This is a genomic window from Ferrovibrio sp., from assembly GCF_964218355.1.
Classification (GTDB): Bacteria; Pseudomonadota; Alphaproteobacteria; order Ferrovibrionales; family Ferrovibrionaceae; genus Ferrovibrio.
In genome coordinates, this window is record NZ_CAXPMC010000021.1 from 304394 (window position 1) to 324943 (window position 20550).

The following is a 20550-nucleotide window of genomic DNA, read 5'->3' on the forward strand; positions in this document are numbered from 1 at the left end:
GCCGAGCGCACTTCCGTTGATCTGAAAACCCAAGAATCTAGCGACCCGTATACCCGGCAACGCGCGGCCGGACGTCGCGGGGGCTGACCCCGAACCGCCGCTTGAAGGCGGTCGCGAAATTGGCGGCACTGGCATAGCCGGCAATATAGGCGGCCTCAGTCACGCTGACTCCGTCCCGTTCCAGCAATCCGCGGGCCCGTTCCAGCCGCCGCGCCCGCACCTGCTCGAAGATCGATGTGCCGTGGACAGCGCGGCATATGCGCTGCAGCGCACTCACGCTCACGCCGACATGGCCGGCGACATCATGCAGGCTGGGCAGGTCCTCGCCCCGGCCCTCGATGAAATCGCAGGCCTCGGCAATGCGCAGCCGGTCGCGACCCGACGGCTGGCGAATGCCGCCGGATACCTCCCGGGCAGCCACCAGGCCGAGGGCCTCGGCAACAATCTCGATTGCGTGACTTTCCGTATGCAGCCGCCGGAGCAGGGCATTGTATGGCGCCGATGCCAGAATCTGCTCCGCCAGCTGGCGGTGGCGCGCCGAAGGTTGCCAGACCAGATGGCCAGTATGCGCCTGCATCAGGCGGTGCAGCGCCGCCGCATCGAAACCATCCGCCTCCGCTCCCTGCTCCATCCAGTCCGGCGGTATGTTGACACAGACCTTGCGGACCCGGTTCCCGGGTATGCCGCGGCGCACGAAACAGTCCGGCTCGGCATAGGACAACAGGAAAGCCTCGCCCCCTGTCTCCGGCCGGTTGCGCCAGCCCGTACCCAGCTTCAGATCCTGCCGGCCGACAGAGATGTCGGCCCGGCCGCAGAGGAAAATGCCGACCGTCAGGCCGGCCTCATGCTCGACCTCGGTGATCAGATTCCGCCTGTCGACGGCATCCGTGGCATGCAGGACCAGACCGGATTTCAGACGCAGCAGGCGGAAATCGCCGTCCAGCACGATATCGTCGCTGGCAACCGATGACGCTGCAGTGCGAATGCCCCGGCCGGTGGCCGCATTGGCGGACAATATGGTGCCGAAAGACACCCCTCCGGCACCGGGCTCTGCCCGGCAACGGCTGCCGCTGCCTGTGTCCATCCTCTCGCCCCTGTGATCCCCGGCTGCGATCCCCGGACTTGCCGCCGGTCCGGCAATCTGGATGTTCCGCAAACGAACTAGACCATGACGCAAAAGCATGCGCCGCCGCAGGCATGTATGTAAAAGCCGACATCCGGACGCTATCCGGCTCCTACATGCGAATGCTTCTCATTTTCTCTATCATAAGAGAAAGAAGCCGTCCAGTGGGGCCGTGGCCCGGCAATCAGACCAAGTCCAACGTCCAGATATTCAAGGGGATAGAAGAATGTCGCACCGGGTTCATGGCCAGACCGCGTCGAAGGTGGCGCTGCTGGGTGTTTCCGTCATTGCCCTGCTCGCCACGGGCGCAGCCTGGGGACAGCAGACCGCGACCACGCTCACCCCCGTGAAGGTCGAAGGCCAGAAGCCGCTCGACCTTGAAAAGAAGGATGTTCTCGATCAGGAGCAGATCGACCGCGAGCAACCGATGTCGCTGAAAGAAGTTTTCCGCGACGAACCGGCGATCACGGTTCCCGGCGGCAGCACGGCCGCGCAGAAAATCTATCTGCACGGCATCGACCAGAACAAGCTGAATGTCACCGTCGACGGCGCGCCCCAGCGCAACAATATCTGGCACCATAACGGCAATACCAGCATCGTCCCGCTGTTCCTGAAGACCGTCGAAGTCGAATCCGGCGTGTCGGCCGCGGATTCCGGACCCGGCGCGCTGGGCGGCAGCATCCGGTTCAGGACCAGGGACGCCCGCGACATGCTGCTGCCCGGCCAGACCACCGGCGGCACGGCGATCCTGGGATATGACACCAACTCCGAAACCTTCCGCACCACCGGCGCCGGCTATACCGCACAGGACGGCTTCGATCTGCTGGGCATCGCCACCCTGGCCCGGGGCAGCAACTACGAGAATGGCAGGGGCACCGACGAGCCGGGCACCGGCACCGGCCTGACCAGCGGCCTGGCAAAACTCGGCTTCGAGGCGCTGAGCGGGCACCACCTGCGGCTTTCCACCGAATATGTCGAGGATGACAGGACCCGCCGCCTGCGCCCGAATATGGGCCTGGTGACCGGCAACCCTACCGGCAGCCTGCTCAACAGCAACCGGGCCACCCGCATGACCACGGTGCTGAGCTACGAGACGGCGGAGCCGACCGATCATGTCGATCCGAAAGTCGACATCTACTACAACCACAACGCCCTGGAACGGCCGAACGACAACAACCGCACCACGGCCCATGGCGCCTTCAACTCGCAGGTCAATTCCTGGGGCGGCAAGCTGCAGAATGCTTTTGTCATTCCCGGTGGCAGCCTGACGGTCGGCATCGACTACAACCGTGACGATGCCGATGTCGAACGCTTCCACTTCTCACCCAATATCAGCGAAAGCATCCGCAATATCGGTGCCTATGCCCAGGCCCGGGTATCCCTCCAGGATGACTGGCGCGTCTCCACCGGTCTGCGCGGCGACAGTCAGCATTACGAGGCGGTCGACAACCAGACCTTCGACAATGCCGGCGTCAGCCCCAACCTGTCGACGGAGTATGACCTGACCGGCCGCATCACCGGCTTCGGCGGCTACAGCTACAATTTCGGCGGCATCGAGATGGCCGAAGTGGCACAGTTCCATGCCGGCAACTACACCTATGATCCGAACCTGAAGCCCAGCCACGCCCACAACATGAAGGCCGGCCTGCGCTACAGCGATGGCGGGCTGGCCCTGGAAGGCACGGTTTTCCGCACCGAGATCAAGAACCCGACGGCCTTCAACTACACCTCGCGCATCCGCATCAATGGTGACGATCTGGTATCGAAGGGCTTCGATCTCGCCGCCGGATACCAGTGGCAGAATGCCTATCTGGGCGCCAAATACACCTATACCGACGTGCGTTACGGCGACCGCATCGCGCTGCCCAGCGACTACAGCAGCGCGGTACCGGTCGGCAACCTGCTGACCCTGCGCGGCCATTACACCTTCGAGGATTACCGCCTGACGCTGGGCGGCTCCAGTGAGATGGCGAGCCGGATCGACGACAGCGCCCTCGCCGCCAACAGCTTCGATGCGGTCAACGGCTATGCGGTGTTCAACCTGTTCACGGAGTGGCAGCCGCTGGCCAGCATGCCGCACTGGAGTCTGCGTCTTGAGGCCAACAACCTGCTCGACGCCGCCTATCTCGCACGGTCGAGCTATCATCAGACCGGCAGTGTAACTCCCGTGCTGGAGCAGGGCCGTTCCTTCTACCTCTCGACCACGGTAAAGTTCTGACACTACCGGTCGCAAACCGGCAGACGGAGGGTTCGTCATGCGTAGATTGCTGTCGGTTTTCTGCCTGCTGCTTGCCGGCCTGCTTCCGCAGGCCGGCAATGCCGCCGAGGTGACGGACCTTGCCGGCCGCACGGTGCGGCTGGACCGGCCGGCGGAGCGGATCCTGCTTGGCGAGGGCCGCTACCTTGCTGCTATCGCGATCCTCGACCGCGATGCCCCGCTGCGGCGGATTGCCGGAATGATGGGGGAATTCCCGCTGCTCGATCCCGGCGGCTACGCGCAATGGACCGCGCAGTTCCCGGCGCTGACCGGCATTCCCCTGGTGGGCAAAGCGGCGCCGGACAGTTTCAGCATCGAGAGTGCCATTGCCCTGAAGCCCGATCTGGCGGTTTTCGGTCTTGCCGGCCATGGCCCCGGTCCGCAGCAGACCGAAACCATTGCTGCGCTGGAGGCGGCAGGGATCCGCGTCGCCTTCATCGATTTCTTCCTCGATCCCGTTGCCCATACCACCCGCAGCATCGCACTGCTCGGCGCGCTGATGGGGCGACAGGCCGAGGCGACCGCCTTTGCCGCCGCCTACGAAACCGAGTTGCGGCGGGTGACGGCGCCGCTCGCCGGCGTGACACGCCGGCCGCGGGTCTTCCTCGAGAACCGCGTCGGCCTGCAGGAAGCCTGCTGCGCCAGCGTCGGCAACGGAGTGATCGGGCGCCTGGTCGAACAGGCGGGCGGACGCAACATGGCGGCCGACCTGATCCCGGGCCAGATCGGCACCGTCAGCCTGGAATACCTGCTGGCCAATCAGCCTGACATCTACCTGGGCACCGCCATCGGCAGCACCTGGACGGCGGAAAAACTGCCGCAACGCATCGCCATGGGCCCCGGCGTGCCTGCCGCGATGGCGCAGGCCAGCCTGCGGCACAGCCTGCAGCGCACCGGCATCGCCGACCTGCAGGCCGTGCGGCAGGGCCGGGCCTATGCTCTCTGGCATCATTTCTTCCATTCGCCCTTCAACGTCGTGGCCCTGCAGGCGATGGCGACCTGGTTCCATCCCGATCTCTTTGCCGGCCTCGACCCGGCCGCAACGCATCGCGACCTGGTCCGCCGCTTCCAGCCGGTACCGCTCGAAGGAACCTACTGGACCACGGCCCGATGACCCTGACCGGCGATCGCCCCTCGCTGTCGGCACAGTATTCCCGCTTCGTCATCCGCCGGACCCTGCTCCTGCTGGCGCTGGCCGCGGCCGTGCTGGCGGCCTTCGCCCTCGACCTCGCGACAGGTCCCTCCGGTCTGTCGCTGGGGAACCTGCTCGCCGCCCTGATGCAGCCGGGAGAGGAAGACCGGGCCGCGGCGGTGATCCTGTGGTCAATCCGCCTGCCCCAGGCCCTGCTGGCGCTGGCCGTCGGCGCGGCGCTGGCACTCGCCGGCGCGGAAATGCAGACGGTGCTGAACAACCAGCTTGCCAGTCCCTTCACGCTCGGCATCACCAATGCCGCCACGCTGGGCGCGGCGCTGGCGATCGTCTTCGTGCCGGTGCTGTCCTGGCTGCCGGTCAACTACGTGGTGCCGCTGTTCGCTTTCCTGCTGGCCATGGGTGCGATCCTGCTGATCCAGGCCCTGTCGCGACTGCACGGCACCGGCGCCGACACCATCGTTCTGTTCGGTATCGCCATGGTGTTCACCATGAATGCATTGCTGTGGCTGGTGCAATATGTCGCCAGTGCCGATGCACTGCAGCAGATCGTGTTCTGGACCATGGGCAGCCTCGGCCGCGCGACGCTGGAAAAGGTCGCCATCGTGGCAGTGGCGGTGGCGGTCTGCCTGCCGCTGTCGCTGCGTGGTGTCTGGGCAATGACGGCCCTGCGCGGCGGCGAGGAGCATGCCCGCAGCTTCGGCATCCGTACCGGGCGCCTGCGCATGCTGGTGCTGCTGCGGGTCGGCATCCTGTCCGCCGCCGCCGTCTCCTTCGTCGGCACGATCGGCTTCATCGGGCTGGTCGGGCCGCACATCGCCCGCCTGGCACTGGGCGAGGATCACCGCTTTTTCCTGCCCGGCGCCGCACTCGCCGGCGCGCTGGTGATGTCGCTGGCCTCCACCGTCAGCAAGGCCCTGGTGCCCGGTCTGGTCCTGCCGGTCGGCATCGTCACCGCCCTGGTCGGAATCCCGCTGTTCATGGCACTGATCCTGTCGCGCCGGAGAGGCATATGAGCAGCGGCCTGCTTGTTCGCGGCCTTGCTGCCGGCTACCGGCGCCGCCGCGTGCTGGGCGACATCGACCTGCCGGCCCTGGCGCCGGGCAGTCTGGCGGCCCTGATCGGCGCCAACGGGGCCGGCAAGTCAACCCTGCTGAAGGCACTGGGCGGATTACTGTCGGCCAGTGGATCGGCACGGCTGGACGATGCCGAACTGTTCGCCATGCCGCACCGGCAGCGCGCACAGATGGTCGGTTATCTGCCGCAGGCCCTGCCGCAGGGCAGTTCGCTGGTCGCCTACGAGGCCGTGCTCAGCGCCCTGCGCGCCATCCGCGACGACCTGCCGAAAGCCGCCGCCGAATACGAGGTCGCCTGGGTATTCGACACCCTCGGCCTCACGCCGCTGGCAATGCGGCGGCTGGACGAACTGTCGGGTGGCCAGCGGCAGATGGTCGGCCTGGCCCAGGCGATCGTGCGGAAGCCCCGCCTCATGCTGCTGGACGAGCCGACCAGCGCGCTGGACCTGCGCTGGCAGCTGACGGTGCTGCAGCAGGTCCGCGACATTGCAGCGGCGGCCGGCAGCATTGCCCTGATCGCCTTGCACGACATCAACCTCGCCCTGCGCTTCTGCGACCAGGTGGTGGTGCTGGGCGGCGGTCAGGTGCTGGCGGCCGGACCGGGCCGCACGGCGCTCAGCCCCGCGATCCTGCGTCGCGCCTTCGGTGTCGACGGGCGGATCGAAACCTGTTCCCTCGGCTTTCCCGTGGTCATCGCCGACCGGGCGATGGCAGCCAGCCTCGACAACCTACGGAGCCCCTCATGATTGCCGTGCGTGCCGTCGTGCAGACCCCACTGGCCAGCCGTTATCTGGTCCAGCTCTGCAAGCATTTCGCCCACAAGATCGCCGTGACCTACGACACGGAACGCGGCCATGCGGATTTCCCCTGGGGCATCTGCGACATGACAGCCGGAGATGCCGCGCTGGACCTGTATTGCGAGGCCCCCAGTGCCGAGGATCTCGAGCGGGTGAAATTCGTGGTGACAGACCATCTGCAGCGCTTCGGCTGGCGCGAGAAGCTCAGCCCCGACTGGCAATCGGAAACGCCGCGCAGCTCCTGAGCCGGGCGGGCAGGATGGATACGAGAGAAAATTGGAAGCGATGGCTGGGGGACTAGGATTCGAACCTAGACAACCAGAGTCAGAGTCTGGGGTCCTACCGTTAGACGATCCCCCAGCAGGGATCGGGGCCGGGTTGTAACGCGCCCGTCCGGGCTTTGCAACCCCTATCCCGGATTTCCCCTAACGCCTGAAAATGCCGAGCATTTCCAGGTGCGGCGACCACCTGAACTGGTCGATCGGGGTCACCCGTTCAAGCCGCCAGCCGGCATCGGCCAGCACCCGGGCATCGCGGGCGAAGGAATTGGCATCGCAGGCCGCCATCACCACCAGCGGCGGCACCGCCGCAGCGCCGGCCGCCACGCCGCCCGGCCCGGCCGCGGCCGCCTCTGCCAGCTGCTGCACCTGGGCTTTCGCCCCTGCCCGCGGCGGATCGAGCAGGATCGCATCGAGCTTCCTGAATTCGGCGCGGGTCAGCGGCTGCCGCTCGAGATCGCGCATCTCGGCGGTCACCCGGCCGGCCAGGCCGGGCGCGGCCTTTGCCGCCGCCTGCAGGGCGGCAATTGCCGGCCGGTCGGCATCGGCGGCCAGCACCGTCTTGCCGGCGACCGCCAGCCTGAGTGCAAAGGCGCCGCAGCCCGAAAACAGGTCGGCCACCCGCTTCGCATCCTGCAGGGCATCGAGGGCAAGATCCGCCATCGCGGCCTCGGCTTCCGCCGTGGCCTGCAGGAACCCGCCCGGCGCCAGGGTCACCGCCGTCCCGCCGAACCGCACCAGCGGCGCCTGCGGTCCCTGAAACAGCATCTCGGGGTCGCTGCGCGGATCGAAGCGCCAGCTGAGCCGGCCGAGGCCGGCCGCCTTGGCGGCACGGCTGAGGGCGATCCGCTCCTGCACCCGCATCTTCAGCTTGCCGGTAATCAGCACATCGGGCCCGGTTTCCGTCTCGGTCACCTTCACGTCCACGGCCCAGCCGTCGCCCAGCACATCGAGCAGCATGCCGCGCAAAGCCGGCAGCAGGGCCAGCAAAGCCGGCCGCAGCACGTTGCAGGCCTCGAGATCGACGATCTTGCGGCTGGCCGCCTCGTGAAACCCCATCAGCACGCCGGCCTTGACGCGGCGGGCGATGAATTCGGCCCGGCGCCGGCTGTGATCCGGCACCGTCACCAGATCGGCCACCGGCGGCGCCGCGAACCCGCGCCGCTGCAGCGCGGCCACCAGGGCATCGCGTTTCCAGGCACGGTAGGGCGCATCGGCCCAGTGCTGCAGGGCACAGCCGCCGCAGGCCTGGAAATGCGGACAGGGCGGCTCGACCCGGTCGGGCCCGGCTTCCTCCAGCACCACGAGCTGCGCCGCGAAACCGTCGCCGCGCGCCTCGCCGACCCGGGCGGCGATGCGGTCGCCAGGCACGGTGAAGGGCACATAGAACCGCTCGCCGTCATGATCGAGCACGCCATGGCCATGCCCCCCCATCCGTGCGATCACGCCTTCGACATCACGCATGCCGGACCCCGTCAGCCATGGCCATATTCCGCCGCTATGAGAAACTCGCGATTGCCTTCGGGACCGAGGATCGGGCTGGGCTCGATACCCAGCACCCGCCAGCCGGGCAGCCCGGCCCACCAGTCGCCGATGCGGGCGCAGACCTCGTCATGCAGGGCCTGATCGCGCACCACACCGCCCTTACCGACCCGCTCGCGGCCGACCTCGAATTGCGGCTTGATCAGCGCCACCGCCCAGGCACCCGGCTGCGCCAGCGCCAGCGCCGCCGGCAGCACGGTCTGCAGGCCGATGAAGCTGGCATCGCAGACCACGGCATCGACAGGATCCGAAATCTGCGCCGCCGTCAGATGCCGGGCATTGGTCTTTTCCAGCACCACGACGCGGGGATCATTGCGCAGCTTCCAGTCGAGCTGGCCCTCGCCAACATCGACGGCATAGACCCTGGCCGCGCCATGCTGCAGCAGCACGTCGGTGAAGCCGCCGGTGGAGGCGCCGACATCGATGGCGATGCGGCCGTCCGCCGGCAGGCTGAAATGTCCGACGGCATGGGCCAGCTTGACGCCGCCGCGGCTGACCCAGGGATGCGGCTTGCCGCGCAGCTCCAGCGGGGCATCGGCAGCGATGCTGTGGCCCGGCTTGTCGAGCCGCCGGTCGCCGGAAAACACCAGCCCGGCCATGATCGCCGCCTGTGCCTTGGCCCGGCTTTCCGCCAGGCCGCGTTCCACCAGCGCCTGGTCGAGGCGGATTTTCGCGGGCTTCATGGCGCCTGCTCCTGCCGGCCCGGCCGCAGCCTGTGCGTCCACCAGCCGAAGCGCCAGACCAGCAGGAATGCCGCCATCGCCAGCCCGACAACCAGGCCGAGCCACACGCCCTGCCCGCGCAGGGCGGTGCTGAAGCCGAACCACAATGCCGCCGGCAGGCCGCACAGCCAGTAGCCGACCGCGGCAAACACCATCGGCACACCGGTATCCTTCAGGCCGCGCAGCGCGCCGTTGGACACGGCCTGGGCACCATCGACCATCTGGAACAGCGCTGCCATGCCGAGATAGGCCACCGCCAGCGGAAACACCGCCGACTGCATGTCGGTCACGAACAGGCCAATCAGCTGCGGCGCGAAGATCCAGAAGATGGCGCCGGAACAGGCGCCGAAGCCGACCGCAATGGCAATGGCCACCCAGCCGGCGCGGATCACGCCGGCCGCATCGCGGGCGCCGGCGGCAAGCCCGACCCGCACGGTGGCTGCCTGCGACAGGCCCATCGGCACCATGAAGGCGATGGTGGCCCATTGCAGGGCGATCTGGTGCGCCGCCACCTCGTCGGCGCCGAGCCGGCCCATCAGCTGCACCGCCAGCGAGAACAGGCCGACTTCCGAGGCGAAAGTCAGGGCGATGGGGCCGCCGATTTTCAGGTAGGCCTGCAGCCGCGGCCACGAACTGCGCCAGGATGACGACCAGATGCGGTAGATGCGGAAACCCGGATCGACGCTGACAAAGATCGCGAAGGCGATGAAAACCGACCAGGTCGCCAGCGCCGAGCCGATGCCGGCCCCGAGGATGCCCAGCGCCGGCAGGCCGAAGGCGCCGAAGGTGAATCCGTAAACCGCCAGCGCATTGAACAGCACGGCCCCGATCATGAAGACCAGCGCCGGGCGCGGCCGGCTGAGGGCCGCGGCAAAGGACCGCAGCACCGAGAACCAGATCGACGGCAGATAGCCGAGGCACAGCAGCCGCAGGAACAGCACGGTATCGGGCACCAGTTCGGGGGGCTGGCCGAACCAGATGAGGAAATCCTCGCTGAACCACAGCAGCGCGATGCTGGCCGCCGCCGCAAAGCCGGTGACGATCAGCCCGTCATGCACGGCCTCGCGCACCCCGCCAAGATCGGCGGCATTGCGGCCGACGCTCTGCGCCACCAGCGCAGCCACCACAATGCCCAGCCCGATCCCCAGCATCCAGAAGAACGAAAACAGCGAGAAGGCCAGCGCCCCCGCGCCCAGCGCATGGTCGGACAGCCGCGCCAGCAGCAGCACGTCGGTGGTATGGATGGCAATCTGGGCCAGCTGGGTGCCGACAATGGGCAGCGCCAGCGTGAGCATGGCCCGCGCTTCTCGGAGGATCATCGGAAATGTCCTGCCTAGGCGCGGGCGGGCAGTTCGGCGGCACGCCCCAGGGCCGAGAGGGCCATGGCGACGATCTGCGGCGCGTTCAGTCCGGCCTCGTCATACTGCTTCGCCGGGCTGTCATGGTCGATGAAGCGGTCGGGCAGCACCAGCGGCCGCACCTTCAGCCCATGATCGAGCAGGCCGTCGAGGCTGAGGAACTGCAGCACCTGGCTGCCGAACCCGCCGACCGACCCTTCTTCGAGGGTGATCAGCACCTCGTGATGGCGGGCCAGCTGGCGCACCAGGTCGGTATCCAGCGGTTTGCAGAACCGCGCATCGGCCACCGTCGCCGGCAGGCCGCGGGCGGCCAGGTCCTCGGCCGCCTTCAGCGCCTCATGCAGATGCGCGCCAAAGGACAGGATCGCAATCGATGCGCCCTCGCGCAGCACGCGGCCTTTTCCGAGCGGCAGAACCTCGCCCCGCTCGGGCAGCACGATTCCGGTGCCTTCGCCGCGCGGATAGCGGAAGGCGCTGGGCCGGTCGTCGATGGCGGCGGCGGTTGCCACCATATGCATCAGCTCGGCCTCGTCGGCGGCGGCCATCAGCACCATGTCGGGCAGGCAGCCGAGATAGGCGATGTCGAAACTGCCGGCGTGGGTCGCGCCGTCGGCGCCGACCAGGCCGGCACGGTCGATGGCGAAGCGCACGGGCAGCTTCTGGATCGCCACGTCATGCACCACCTGGTCATAGGCACGCTGCAGGAAGGTGGAATAGATCGCGCAGAAGGGCTTGAAGCCCTCGCAGGCCATGCCGGCAGCAAAGGTCACCGCATGCTGCTCGGCGATGCCGACATCGAAGGTGCGGTCGGGAAAGCGCCTCCCGAACAGATCGAGCCCGGTACCCGAGGGCATCGCCGCAGTAATCGCGACGATCCTGTCGTCGCGCTCGGCCTCGGCAACCAGGCTCTGGGCGAACACCTTCGTGTAGCTGGGCGGGCCGGCCTTGGGCTTGGCCTGGGCGCCGGTGACGACATCGAATTTGGCAACGCCGTGATACTTGTCGTCGGCCGCCTCGGCCGGGGCATAGCCCTTGCCCTTCTGGGTGACGGCATGGATCAGCACCGGGCCGGGCGGCTCGTTGTCGCGGATATTCTTCAGCACCGGCACCAGATGCTCGAGATTGTGGCCGTCGACCGGGCCGACATAATAGAAACCCAGCTCCTCGAACAGGGTGCCGCCGGTGACCATGCCGCGGGCATATTCCTCGGCCTTCTCGGCGGCCGAAGCCAGGCTGCGCGGCAGGATCTTGTTGCCGAACTGCTTGGCCAGCTGGCGCAGGCCCATATAGGAGCGCGAGGACAGCAGCCGCGACAGATAGGCGCTCATGGCACCCACCGGCGGCGCGATCGACATGTCGTTGTCGTTGAGGACGACGATCAGCCGCGAATCCATCGAACCGGCATTGTTCATCGCCTCGTAGGCCATGCCGGCCGACATGGCGCCGTCGCCGATCACGCAGATGACGTTGTTCTTCTCGCCCTTCAGGTCGCGCGCCACCGCCATGCCGAGGCCGGCCGAAATCGAGGTCGAGGAATGCGCGGCACCGAAGGGATCGTATTCGCTCTCGCTGCGGCGGGTGAAGCCGCTGAGGCCGCCACCCTGGCGCAGCGTGCGGATGCGGTCGCGCCGCCCGGTCAGGATCTTGTGCGGATAGGCCTGATGGCCGACATCCCAGATCAGCTTGTCGTCGGGCGTGGCGAAGACATGATGCAGGGCCACCGTCAGTTCGACCACGCCCAGCCCGGCGCCGAGATGGCCGCCGGTCACCGAGACGGCATCGACCATCTCGCGACGGACCTCGTCGGCAAGCTGTTTGAGCTGGTCGATATCGAACTGCCGGATATCCGCCGGCGTCCGCACCAGATCTAGCAGGGGTGTGCGGTTGCTGATCATCGCTGATCCGATCGTCTCACGAGCGGCGGGTTATAACAAACTCGGCCAAGGCCTGTAAAATGGCCGCGGCCGGACCAAATTCGGCCAGTCTGGCCGTCGCCGCATTGGTTAACGTCTGCGCCCGGGTCCGGGCCTCGTCCGGCCCCAGCAGGCCCACGAAGGTGGCCTTGCCGGCGGCGGCATCCTTGCCGACCGCCTTGCCCAGCTCGGCGGCCGAGCCCTCATGGTCGAGAATATCGTCCGCGATCTGGAAGGCGACCCCCAGATCGGCGGCATAATCGCGCAAAACCGCCCTTTCGTCGGGCCCGGCCTGGCCCAGAATGGCGCCCGCCTCGGCGGCAAAGCGGATCAGGGCCCCGGTCTTCAGGGCCTGCAGCTCGGCGATTTCCGGGTAATTCAGCGGTCGTCCGCCGGCCGCACGCGCCTCGGCGGCCAGATCGATGGCTTGGCCGCCGACCATGCCGCGCGAACCCGCCGCCCGGGCCAGGCCCGCCACCAGATCGGCCTGCACCGCCGGGTCCGGATGGGTAGCCGGGTCGGCCAGCACGGCAAAGGCCAGGGCCTGCAGCCCGTCGCCGGCCAGCACGGCCGCCGCCTCGTCGAAGGCACGGTGGACGGTCGGCCGGCCACGGCGCAGGTCGTCGTCGTCCATGCAGGGCAGGTCGTCATGCACCAGCGAATAGCAATGCAGCATCTCGATGGCGGCACCGGCCCGCAGGCTGCGGCCGCGCGGCACCCCGAACAGGTCGGCCGCCGCCACGGTCAGGAAGGGCCGCAGACGCTTGCCACCGCCAAGACAGGCATAGCGCATCGCCTCGTCCAGCCACGCCGTGCCGCCGGCCGGCTGCGGCAGCAGGGCATCCAGCTCGGCCTCGACGGCCGCCGCAATTTCCTGCATCGCCGCCGCCAGCGCCGGCGACGTTGCCGTGGTCATGGGTGTCAGTCCGCCTTGAAGGGCTGGGTGCCGGCAGCCTGGCCGTCGGCACCGACGACGATCTTCTCGATCTTCTCTTCGGCGGCCTTCAGCTTGGCCTCGCAATGGCGGCGCAGCAGGGCACCGCGGCCATAGAGGGCGATCGATTCCTCAAGATCGACGCGGCCGCTTTCCAGCTTGCCGACGATCTCGTCCAGCGCCTTCAGCGCCGCCTCGAAGCTCATCGCCGCGATGTCGGCGGGAATCGCCTCTGCGCCGCCTTCGGCTGTCTCCCGGGCCTTCGACATGCCGCCTCCGTTTCACAAAGCCGCCACAGTTTACGGGTTGGCTGGTCCCCGAACAACCCGCCCTGCCGCAGATCGCTGCTGCGGGCGGGCCGCCGAAGCAATATCCTGCGGGTCCGGCTTTGCCAACCCGCCGGACGTGACATCATGGGGACCGCCATGCAGACCCGCCGCACGCTTCTCGCCTCCGTTGCCGCCGGCAGCGCCATGCTGCTGCTGGCGCCGGGCATCGCCCGCGCCGCCAACGACCAGGGCCTGATCGACCAGGCCCGCGTCACCGTCGGCGACTTCACCGCCGATTCGCAGTTCACCGACATGCGGCGCCGGCTGGCCCGTGCCAAGGGTGTGCTGATCATTCCGCAGCTGCTGAAGGCCAGCTTCATCATCGGCGGCGAGGGTGGCTCCGGCGTGCTGCTGGCCAGGGGCCAGGCCGGCTGGAGCGAGCCGGCGATCTACACCCTGGGGGCCGGCTCGATCGGCCTGCAGATCGGCGGCGAAGCCTCGGAAGTGATGCTGCTGCTGATGTCGGACAAGGCGGTGGATGCCATCCTGCGCAACGAGTTCAAGCTGGGCGCCGACGCCACCGTGGCGGCCGGCCCCGTGGGCGCCGGCATCGAGGCTGCCACCACCAGCAACCTGGGCGCCGATATCCTGTCCTATTCGCGCAGCAAGGGGCTGGCCGCCGGCGTCGCCATCGAAGGCGCGGTGATCACCGCACGCCACAGCCGCAACACCGCCTATTACGGCAAGGCGGCGCATCCGCGCGCCATCCTCTACGAGAATGCGGTTGCCAATCCGGGCACCCAGCCGCTGCGCCAGGCGCTGGCCGCCGCCGAGATGCCGTGATTTCTGCCGCTACCCTGCGCGGCTATGCCGCCACCACCTATGGCATCGGCGGCAGGGGCGGCACGGCCATCGGCCTGCGCCTCGGCGCCGCCTGCCCGGATGCCGATGCGCTGCTGCGCCGGCTTGGGGCTGCGTCGCTGACCTGCCTGAATGCCTGGAATCCGCTGAGCCGGCCGCGGCCCGTCACCCGCAACATGGCGGCGCATCTGCGGCTGCAGCGCGACCTTGCCGCCCGCGGCCTGCGCGCCCTGCCCCATACCGGCGTGCCCGACAGCCCGCACTGGGCGCCGGAACCGGGCTTTGCCGTGCTGGACCTGGATGAAGAAAAGGCCATAGCGCTGGCTGAGCGCTATGGCCAATTCGGCATCGTGCAGTATCGGCGCGGCGGGGTGGCAGACCTGCTGCTCACCCGCCACGCCAGACGCTAGAGGATCACGCGACCTCGAAGAGGCCGGCGCCGCCCTGGCCGCCACCGATGCACATGGTGACCACCACGTATTTGACACCGCGGCGCTTGCCCTCGATCAGGGCATGGCCGGTCATGCGCGCGCCCGACATGCCGTAGGGATGGCCGATCGAGATGGCGCCGCCATTGACGTTCAGCCGCTCCTGCGGGATGCCGAGCTTGTCGCGGCAGTACAGCACCTGCACGGCGAAAGCCTCGTTCAGCTCCCACAGGCCGATATCGTCCATCTTCAGGCCGAAACGCTGCAGCAGCTTAGGCACGGCATAGACCGGGCCGATGCCCATCTCGTCCGGCTCGCAGCCGGCCACCGCCATGCCGCGGTAATAGCCGAGCGGCTTCAGCCCGCGCTTCTCGGCCAACTTGGCTTCCATCACCACGCTGGCCGAAGCGCCATCCGAGAGCTGGCTGGCATTGCCGGCGGTGATGAAATGGCCGGGACCACGCACCGGCTGCAGCGAGGCAAGCCCCTCGAGATTGGTCTCGGGCCGGTTGCCCTCGTCCTTGGCCAGCGCGACATCCTTGTAGGAGACTTCCTTGGTTTCCTTGTTGACGACCGCCATCTTGGTCGGCATCGGCACGATCTCGTCGTCGAACTTGCCGGCCTGCTGGGCCGCCGCGGTGCGCTTCTGGCTTTCCAGCGCGTATTCGTCCTGCGCCTCACGGCTGATGCCGTAGCGCTTGGCCACGGTCTCGGCGGTGTCGATCATCGCCATGTAGATTTCCGGCTTGTTCTTCATCAGCCATTCGTCGCGGGAGCGGAAGGTGTTCATATGCTCGTTCTGCACCAGCGAGATCGACTCGAGGCCGCCGCCCACCGCGACCGGCACATTGTCGTGGATCACCTGCTTGGCCGCGGTGGCGATCGCCATCAGGCCCGAGCCGCACTGGCGGTCGAGGCTCATGCCGGCAACCGAGACCGGCAGGCCGGCGGCGACGGCGCAGTGCCGCGCGATGTTGCCGCCGGTCGAGCCCTGCTGCAGGGCGGCGCCCATCACCACGTCGTCGACCTCGGCCGGGTCGATGCCGGCGCGCTTGACGGCCTCGCGGATCGCATGGGCGCCGAGGCTGGCGGCGTCGGTGTTGTTGAAGGCGCCGCGATAGGCCTTGCCGATCGGGGTGCGGGCGGTGGAGACGATGACGGCTTCACGCATTTCGGGTTTCCTCCGTTATACCGGTCTGGCCGGCACGCTAGCGCCAAACTTTTTGCGGCGCAAACCTTCCGCAGGGCTGCCGTTACGGCAGGTGACGCCCGCGTAAACCTGCCTGCGTAAACCTGCCGCTTACGCGGCCGGCCAGCGCTTGGCGATTTCCTCCAGCATCACCTCGGTGGCGCCGCCGCCGATCGGGTGGATGCGGGCATCGCGGGCCATGCGCTCGATCTCGCTCTCCCGCAGGTAACCGGCGCCGCCATGGAACTGCAGGCAGTCATACATCACCGCCGTGACCAGCTCGCCGCACAGAGCCTTGACCATCGAGACCTCGCGCACGGCATCGCGGCCCTGATCGCCGAGCCAGGCGGCATGATAGACCAGCTGACGGGCGGCCTCGGTGCGCGCCTCCAGCATGGACAGCCGCTGGCGGATCGCCTGCTTGTCGGCCAGCACGCCGCCGAAAGCCTTGCGGGTGACGACATACTGCCGGGTGATCTCCAGCGCGCGGCGGCATTCGCCCACCGCCATCGCGCCCAGCACCAGCCGCTCGTTCTGGAAGTTGCGCATGATGGCGTAGAAGCCGCGGTTTTCCTCGCCAAGCCGGTTCTCCGCCGGCACCCGGCAGTTGTCGAACACCAGCTCGGCCGTGTCGGAACACAGCCAGCCGTGTTTCCGCAAGGAGCGGCCGACGCTGAAGCCCGGCGTGCCTTTCTCGACGGCGAAGATCGAGATGGCGCGCGAGCCTTTCGCCTCCGGATCGGTCTTGGCGGCGACGAAATACAGGTCGGCATGCACGCCATTGGTGATGAACATCTTGGCTCCGTTCAGCACGTAATGGTCGCCGTCGCGCTTCGCCCGGGTGCGGATCGCCGCCACGTCCGAGCCGGCATCGGGCTCGGTGACGGCCACCGCGGTGATCAGCTCGCCGGCGATCACCTTCGCGAACCAGCGGTCGAGCTGCGCCGGGCTGCCGGCATGGGCCAGATGCGGCGAGGCCATGTCGGTATGCACCAGCACGGTGGCGGAAAAGCCGCCGAAGCCCGAGCGGCCGCATTCCTCGGCGAGAATGGCCGAGGCGATCAGGCCCTGCTCGCTGCCGCCATAGGCTTCCGGATACTTGATGCCGAACAGGCCGAGCGCGCCCATCCGGCGCAGCACGTCGCGCGGCACCATGCCGGCCTCTTCCCAGGCGGCGCCATGGGGCCGCACCTCGTTGTCGATGAAGCGGGCGATCTGCTCACGCAGCGCGGCGTGGTCCCCGCTTTCGTAAATCAGCATCATGGTTCCTCCGGATCATTTTTATTCTCTTTTGCTGTCTTACTTCAGATGCGGCACCAGCCGCTCCAGTGCCTGCGACAGTTTCGGCAGCGAGGCCGCGTAGCACAGCCGGATGCGGCCCTCGCCGGCCGGTCCGAAGGCGATGCCCGGCGCCAGGCCGACCTTGGCCTTCGGCAGCAGGTCGAGGCAGAAGCGCAGCGAATCCTTCAGGCCATCCAGCGCGAAGAAGGCATAGAAGGCGCCTTCCGGTCTGCCGAGCCGCACGCGCGGCAGCGGCGCCAGCGCCTGGTAGACCAGGTCGGCGGCGCGGCCGTAGCGCTCGGCCAGGCTGTCGACATAGGCATCGCCCTCGTTCAGCGCCGCCACCGCGCCCCACTGGGCGAAGGCATTCGAGCAGGAGACGTTGAACTCGGTCATCTTCTCGATGGCCTCGGCAAGATCGGGCCGGGTGACCACCCAGCCGAGCCGCCAGCCGGTCATCGACCAGCTTTTCGAAAACGAATTGATGACGATCACGGCATCGTCGGGTTCGGCCAGGGTGTAGAAGCTGGGCGCGTGGCTGCGGCCCGGCACCCGCGCGGCGCCATAGGCGATGCGGCCATAGACCTCGTCGGACAGGATCCACAGGCCGCGGGCGCGGGCGAAATCGAGGATCGCCTTCAGCTCGGCCTCGCTCGCCACCCAGCCGGTGGGATTGCCCGGGCTGTTCAGCATGATCAGCTTCGTCGTGTCGTCGCAGGCGGCGAACAGCCGGTCGAGATCCAGGGTCCAGCGGCCGTCTTCCTGCTGCTGCAGATAGACATCATGGACCTGCGCGCCCAGCGCCCGGATCGCCTCGCAGCCATTGGGCCAGATCGGGCCGATCACCGCGGCGCTGTCGCCCGCCTCCAGCAGGCATTGCAGGGTGATCATCAGCGCGCTCATGCCCGATGCCGTGGCGACGATGCGGTCCATCGGCACGTCGACGGCATAGGCGCGCTGCAGATAGGCGCGGATCGCCTCGCGCAGCGGCAGGATGCCGCGGTTCGGCGTGTAATAGGTCTCGCCCTTCGCCAGCGCGGCTGCTGCGGCATCGCGGATGAAGGCCGGCGTCGGCTCGTCGCCCTCGCCGGCCCAGAGCGGGATCAGCCCCTCGATGCCCTGGCCGGCATTGTAGACGGCGCGGATGCGCGAGGCCGGCAGGTTCAGGATGGTCGGGCGGATACGGGCTTGCCTCATCGGATCGCGACTCATGGGTGCGGGTTGTCCTGCAGCAGGGTCATCATGCGCGACAGCGCGGTTTCGGTATCGACGGCACCCGACAGCAGGTCGTCGGCAAGGGCATCGATGGTGCTGTCCGGCAGGCCGAGGATGCGGCGGCGCAGCGCATCCAGCGCCAGCGCCTGCAGCAGCCGGCGGGTGCGGGCGCGCGGATCGGGCCGCTTGCGCCGGCCGATGGCGGCGATGGCGTCGGCCAGATCGGCGACGCCGCGGCCGGTGCTGGCCGCGGTCTGCAGCACCGGCACCGGCTTGTCGCCACGTTGCGCAGACATGGCGGCAAGCTGGCGGGCCGAGCGTTCGGCGAAGGGCAGGTCGGCCTTGTTGACCACCAGCACGTCGGCGATCTCGAGGATGCCGGCCTTGATCGCCTGCACGTCGTCGCCCAGGCCCGGCGCGTTCACCACCACGCGCACATCGGCGATCTCGGCCACCTCCACCTCCGACTGGCCGGTGCCGACGGTCTCGACCACCACCACGTCGCGGCCGGCCGCGTCGAACACGTCGATCACCCGCGCGGCGGTGCGCGACAGCCCGCCGAGATGGCCGCGGCTGGCGAGGCTGCGGATGAACACGCCGGCATCGCCGGAATGCCGGGTCATGCGGATGCGGTCGCCGAGGATGGCGCCGCCGGTGAGCGGGCTGGAGGGATCGACGGCAACCACGCCGACGGTCTGGCCGCGCGCCCGCAGCACGTCGATATAGGCCGAGACCAGGGTCGACTTGCCGGCTCCCGGCGCGCCGGTGAAGCCGACCACCAGCGCATGGCCGAGCCGGTCGCGGATCGCCTGCAGCACGGCGCGCGCCGCGGCGGTCTCGTTCTCGACCGCGGTGATCGCCCGGGCCAGGGCCGACCGCTCGCCGGCCAGCAGGGCGGGCAGCCAGTCCGGCGCCGCAGCGGCAGCGGAGCCGGCGGTTGCCGGGCCGGCGGTTCCGGGGCCGGCGGTGGCGGAATCGGCAGGCGGTTTTTGCATTCCGGCACCTTACGCGCTATGTAGTCGCCCGAACAAGCCGGCTCCCCCTGAGCCGTCCCCGGCCCGGATTGTCCCATGCAGAATACCAGCCTCCGCCATGCCCCCGCCGAACCGCGCCGCTACGGCGCCGTCAACTGGATCGGCCTGTGGACCCTGTATGTGAAGGAAGTGCAGCGGTTCGTGAAGGTGATCACCCAGACCGTGCTGGCGCCGGTGGTGACCACCCTGCTGTTCTTCGCCGTCTTCGCGCTGGCGCTGGGCGGCGCGGTGCGCCATGTGGGCGACCTGCCCTTCATCACCTTCCTGGCGCCGGGCCTGATCATGATGGCCACCACCCAGAATGCCTTTGCCAACACCTCCTCCTCGATCATGATCTCGAAGATCCAGGGCAACATCGTCGACATGCTGATGCCGCCGATCTCGGCCGGCGAATTCCTCGTCGCCTATGCCTTTGCCGGGGTGACCCGCGGCCTGGTGGTGGCGGTGGCGGTGGGCGCCGCCATGTGGCCGTTCGCGCAGTTCGACATCGAATCCTGGGCGGCGACCCTGTATTTCGTGCTGGCCGGCTCGCTGGTGCTCAGCCTGGTCGGGATTCTTGCGGGGCTGTGGAGCGAGAAATTCGACCATCTGGCGGCGGTGACCAATTTCGTCGTCACGCCGCTGGCCTTCCTGTCGGGCACCTTCTATTCGGTCGAGCGGCTGCCGCCCTTCTGGTATGGCGTCGCCCATGCCGACCCGTTCTTCTACATGATCGACGGCGTGCGCTTCGGCATGACCGGCCATGCCGACAGCGACCCGGCTCTGGGCGCCCTGGTGCTGGCGGCCACGGCGGCGGCTTTGTGGGCCCTGTGCTACACCCTGCTGCGCCGCGGCTACCGCCTGCAGCCGTAAACAGACCCGGAAACATACGCCGGTATTCGCGGCCCGGTCCGCCCGGCTCCGCCGGAGCCAATTCCGTCCCATTGCGGTTCGCGACGGTTCGTGACGGTTCGTGGCGGTTCATCATGGCTCGCCGGGGTTCGTTACGGTTCGCGGCGGTTCATTCCGGTTCGTCCCGGCTCGCAGCAGTTCATCCCGGTTCATTTCGGCTCACTCCATCTCGTCGTCCCCGCGCAAGCGGGGACCCAGCAGCACCGGCCAGTCTGGGTCCCCGCTTGCGCGG

19 protein-coding genes and 1 tRNA gene are annotated in these 20550 nt (G+C 68.2%); 8 read left to right on the forward strand and 12 right to left on the reverse strand.

The annotated features are described in order from the left end of the window. Positions 1–37: 37 nt before the first annotated feature. Complete coding sequence (locus ACEQZY_RS16790; protein ID WP_341704374.1) at positions 38–1084, reverse strand: AraC family transcriptional regulator; 1047 nt, start codon at positions 1082–1084, stop codon at positions 38–40. Between the two features lie 265 nt (positions 1085–1349). Between ACEQZY_RS16790 and ACEQZY_RS16795 the strand changes: the two genes are divergently transcribed. The 5 genes from ACEQZY_RS16795 to ACEQZY_RS16815 are packed head-to-tail and all read left to right on the forward strand — an operon-like array spanning position 1350 to position 6648. Continuing rightward, entirely contained in the window at positions 1350–3341 is a 1992-nt protein-coding gene (locus ACEQZY_RS16795; protein ID WP_370155940.1) for a TonB-dependent receptor domain-containing protein, read from the forward strand. Between the two features lie 37 nt (positions 3342–3378). Then, complete coding sequence (locus tag ACEQZY_RS16800; RefSeq protein WP_341704376.1) at positions 3379–4494, forward strand: ABC transporter substrate-binding protein; 1116 nt, start codon at positions 3379–3381, stop codon at positions 4492–4494. After that, entirely contained in the window at positions 4491–5546 is a 1056-nt protein-coding gene (locus ACEQZY_RS16805) for a FecCD family ABC transporter permease (protein ID WP_370155942.1), read from the forward strand. Before ACEQZY_RS16800 ends, ACEQZY_RS16805 begins: the two co-directional genes overlap by 4 nt. Beyond that, positions 5543–6352, forward strand: a complete 810-nt coding sequence (locus ACEQZY_RS16810; protein WP_341704378.1) for an ABC transporter ATP-binding protein — start codon at positions 5543–5545, stop codon at positions 6350–6352. The genes ACEQZY_RS16805 and ACEQZY_RS16810 overlap by 4 nt, the downstream gene beginning before the upstream one ends. Then, positions 6349–6648: a DUF2218 domain-containing protein gene (locus tag ACEQZY_RS16815; protein ID WP_341704379.1), complete on the forward strand. Its 300-nt coding sequence runs from the start codon at positions 6349–6351 to the stop codon at positions 6646–6648. The genes ACEQZY_RS16810 and ACEQZY_RS16815 overlap by 4 nt, the downstream gene beginning before the upstream one ends. Before the next feature lie 41 nt (positions 6649–6689). On the opposite strand, the gene ACEQZY_RS16820 is transcribed toward ACEQZY_RS16815, so the two are convergent. The 7 genes from ACEQZY_RS16820 to ACEQZY_RS16850 form a co-directional block, all read right to left on the reverse strand. After that, a tRNA-Gln gene (locus ACEQZY_RS16820) sits at positions 6690–6763 on the reverse strand. Between the two features lie 65 nt (positions 6764–6828). Beyond that, positions 6829–8145, reverse strand: coding sequence for a class I SAM-dependent RNA methyltransferase (locus tag ACEQZY_RS16825; protein ID WP_370155946.1), 1317 nt, complete (start codon positions 8143–8145; stop codon positions 6829–6831). An 11-nt stretch (positions 8146–8156) separates the two neighbouring features. After that, positions 8157–8906, reverse strand: coding sequence for a TlyA family RNA methyltransferase (locus ACEQZY_RS16830; protein WP_370155949.1), 750 nt, complete (start codon positions 8904–8906; stop codon positions 8157–8159). Continuing rightward, positions 8903–10264, reverse strand: coding sequence for an MATE family efflux transporter (locus ACEQZY_RS16835; protein WP_370155951.1), 1362 nt, complete (start codon positions 10262–10264; stop codon positions 8903–8905). Before ACEQZY_RS16835 ends, ACEQZY_RS16830 begins: the two co-directional genes overlap by 4 nt. A gap of 14 nt (positions 10265–10278) precedes the next feature. Then, positions 10279–12198: a 1-deoxy-D-xylulose-5-phosphate synthase gene (gene dxs / locus ACEQZY_RS16840; RefSeq protein WP_341704468.1), complete on the reverse strand. Its 1920-nt coding sequence runs from the start codon at positions 12196–12198 to the stop codon at positions 10279–10281. A 16-nt stretch (positions 12199–12214) separates the two neighbouring features. Next, the gene (locus ACEQZY_RS16845) at positions 12215–13132 is read right to left on the reverse strand and encodes a polyprenyl synthetase family protein (RefSeq protein WP_341704467.1); all 918 of its coding nucleotides are present in this window, start codon (positions 13130–13132) and stop codon (positions 12215–12217) included. A 5-nt stretch (positions 13133–13137) separates the two neighbouring features. Then, positions 13138–13419, reverse strand: coding sequence for an exodeoxyribonuclease VII small subunit (locus tag ACEQZY_RS16850; protein WP_341704466.1), 282 nt, complete (start codon positions 13417–13419; stop codon positions 13138–13140). Positions 13420–13563: 144 nt separating this feature from the next. On the opposite strand from ACEQZY_RS16850, the gene ACEQZY_RS16855 reads away from it, so the two are divergent. Both ACEQZY_RS16855 and ACEQZY_RS16860 read left to right on the forward strand, forming a co-directional pair. Continuing rightward, positions 13564–14262: a lipid-binding SYLF domain-containing protein gene (locus tag ACEQZY_RS16855; protein WP_341704465.1), complete on the forward strand. Its 699-nt coding sequence runs from the start codon at positions 13564–13566 to the stop codon at positions 14260–14262. Further along, positions 14259–14690, forward strand: a complete 432-nt coding sequence (locus ACEQZY_RS16860; RefSeq protein ID WP_341704464.1) for a DUF3293 domain-containing protein — start codon at positions 14259–14261, stop codon at positions 14688–14690. Before ACEQZY_RS16855 ends, ACEQZY_RS16860 begins: the two co-directional genes overlap by 4 nt. A gap of 4 nt (positions 14691–14694) precedes the next feature. Here ACEQZY_RS16860 and ACEQZY_RS16865 read toward each other — a convergent pair whose 3' ends face one another. The 4 genes from ACEQZY_RS16865 to meaB form a co-directional block, all read right to left on the reverse strand. Further along, a complete protein-coding gene (locus ACEQZY_RS16865; protein ID WP_341704463.1) occupies positions 14695–15879 on the reverse strand; it encodes an acetyl-CoA C-acyltransferase in 1185 nt (394 codons plus the stop codon). Positions 15880–16008: 129 nt separating this feature from the next. Continuing rightward, positions 16009–17160 (reverse strand): acyl-CoA dehydrogenase family protein, encoded by a 1152-nt coding sequence (locus ACEQZY_RS16870; RefSeq protein ID WP_370155955.1) that lies wholly within the window; start codon positions 17158–17160, stop codon positions 16009–16011. 36 nt (positions 17161–17196) lie between these two features. Beyond that, a complete protein-coding gene (locus tag ACEQZY_RS16875; protein ID WP_370155957.1) occupies positions 17197–18375 on the reverse strand; it encodes a pyridoxal phosphate-dependent aminotransferase in 1179 nt (392 codons plus the stop codon). Positions 18376–18386: 11 nt separating this feature from the next. Further along, complete coding sequence (gene meaB, locus ACEQZY_RS16880; protein ID WP_370155959.1) at positions 18387–19388, reverse strand: methylmalonyl Co-A mutase-associated GTPase MeaB; 1002 nt, start codon at positions 19386–19388, stop codon at positions 18387–18389. A 75-nt stretch (positions 19389–19463) separates the two neighbouring features. On the opposite strand from meaB, the gene ACEQZY_RS16885 reads away from it, so the two are divergent. Beyond that, a complete protein-coding gene (locus ACEQZY_RS16885; RefSeq protein WP_370155961.1) occupies positions 19464–20279 on the forward strand; it encodes an ABC transporter permease in 816 nt (271 codons plus the stop codon). Positions 20280–20550 lie beyond the last annotated feature (271 nt).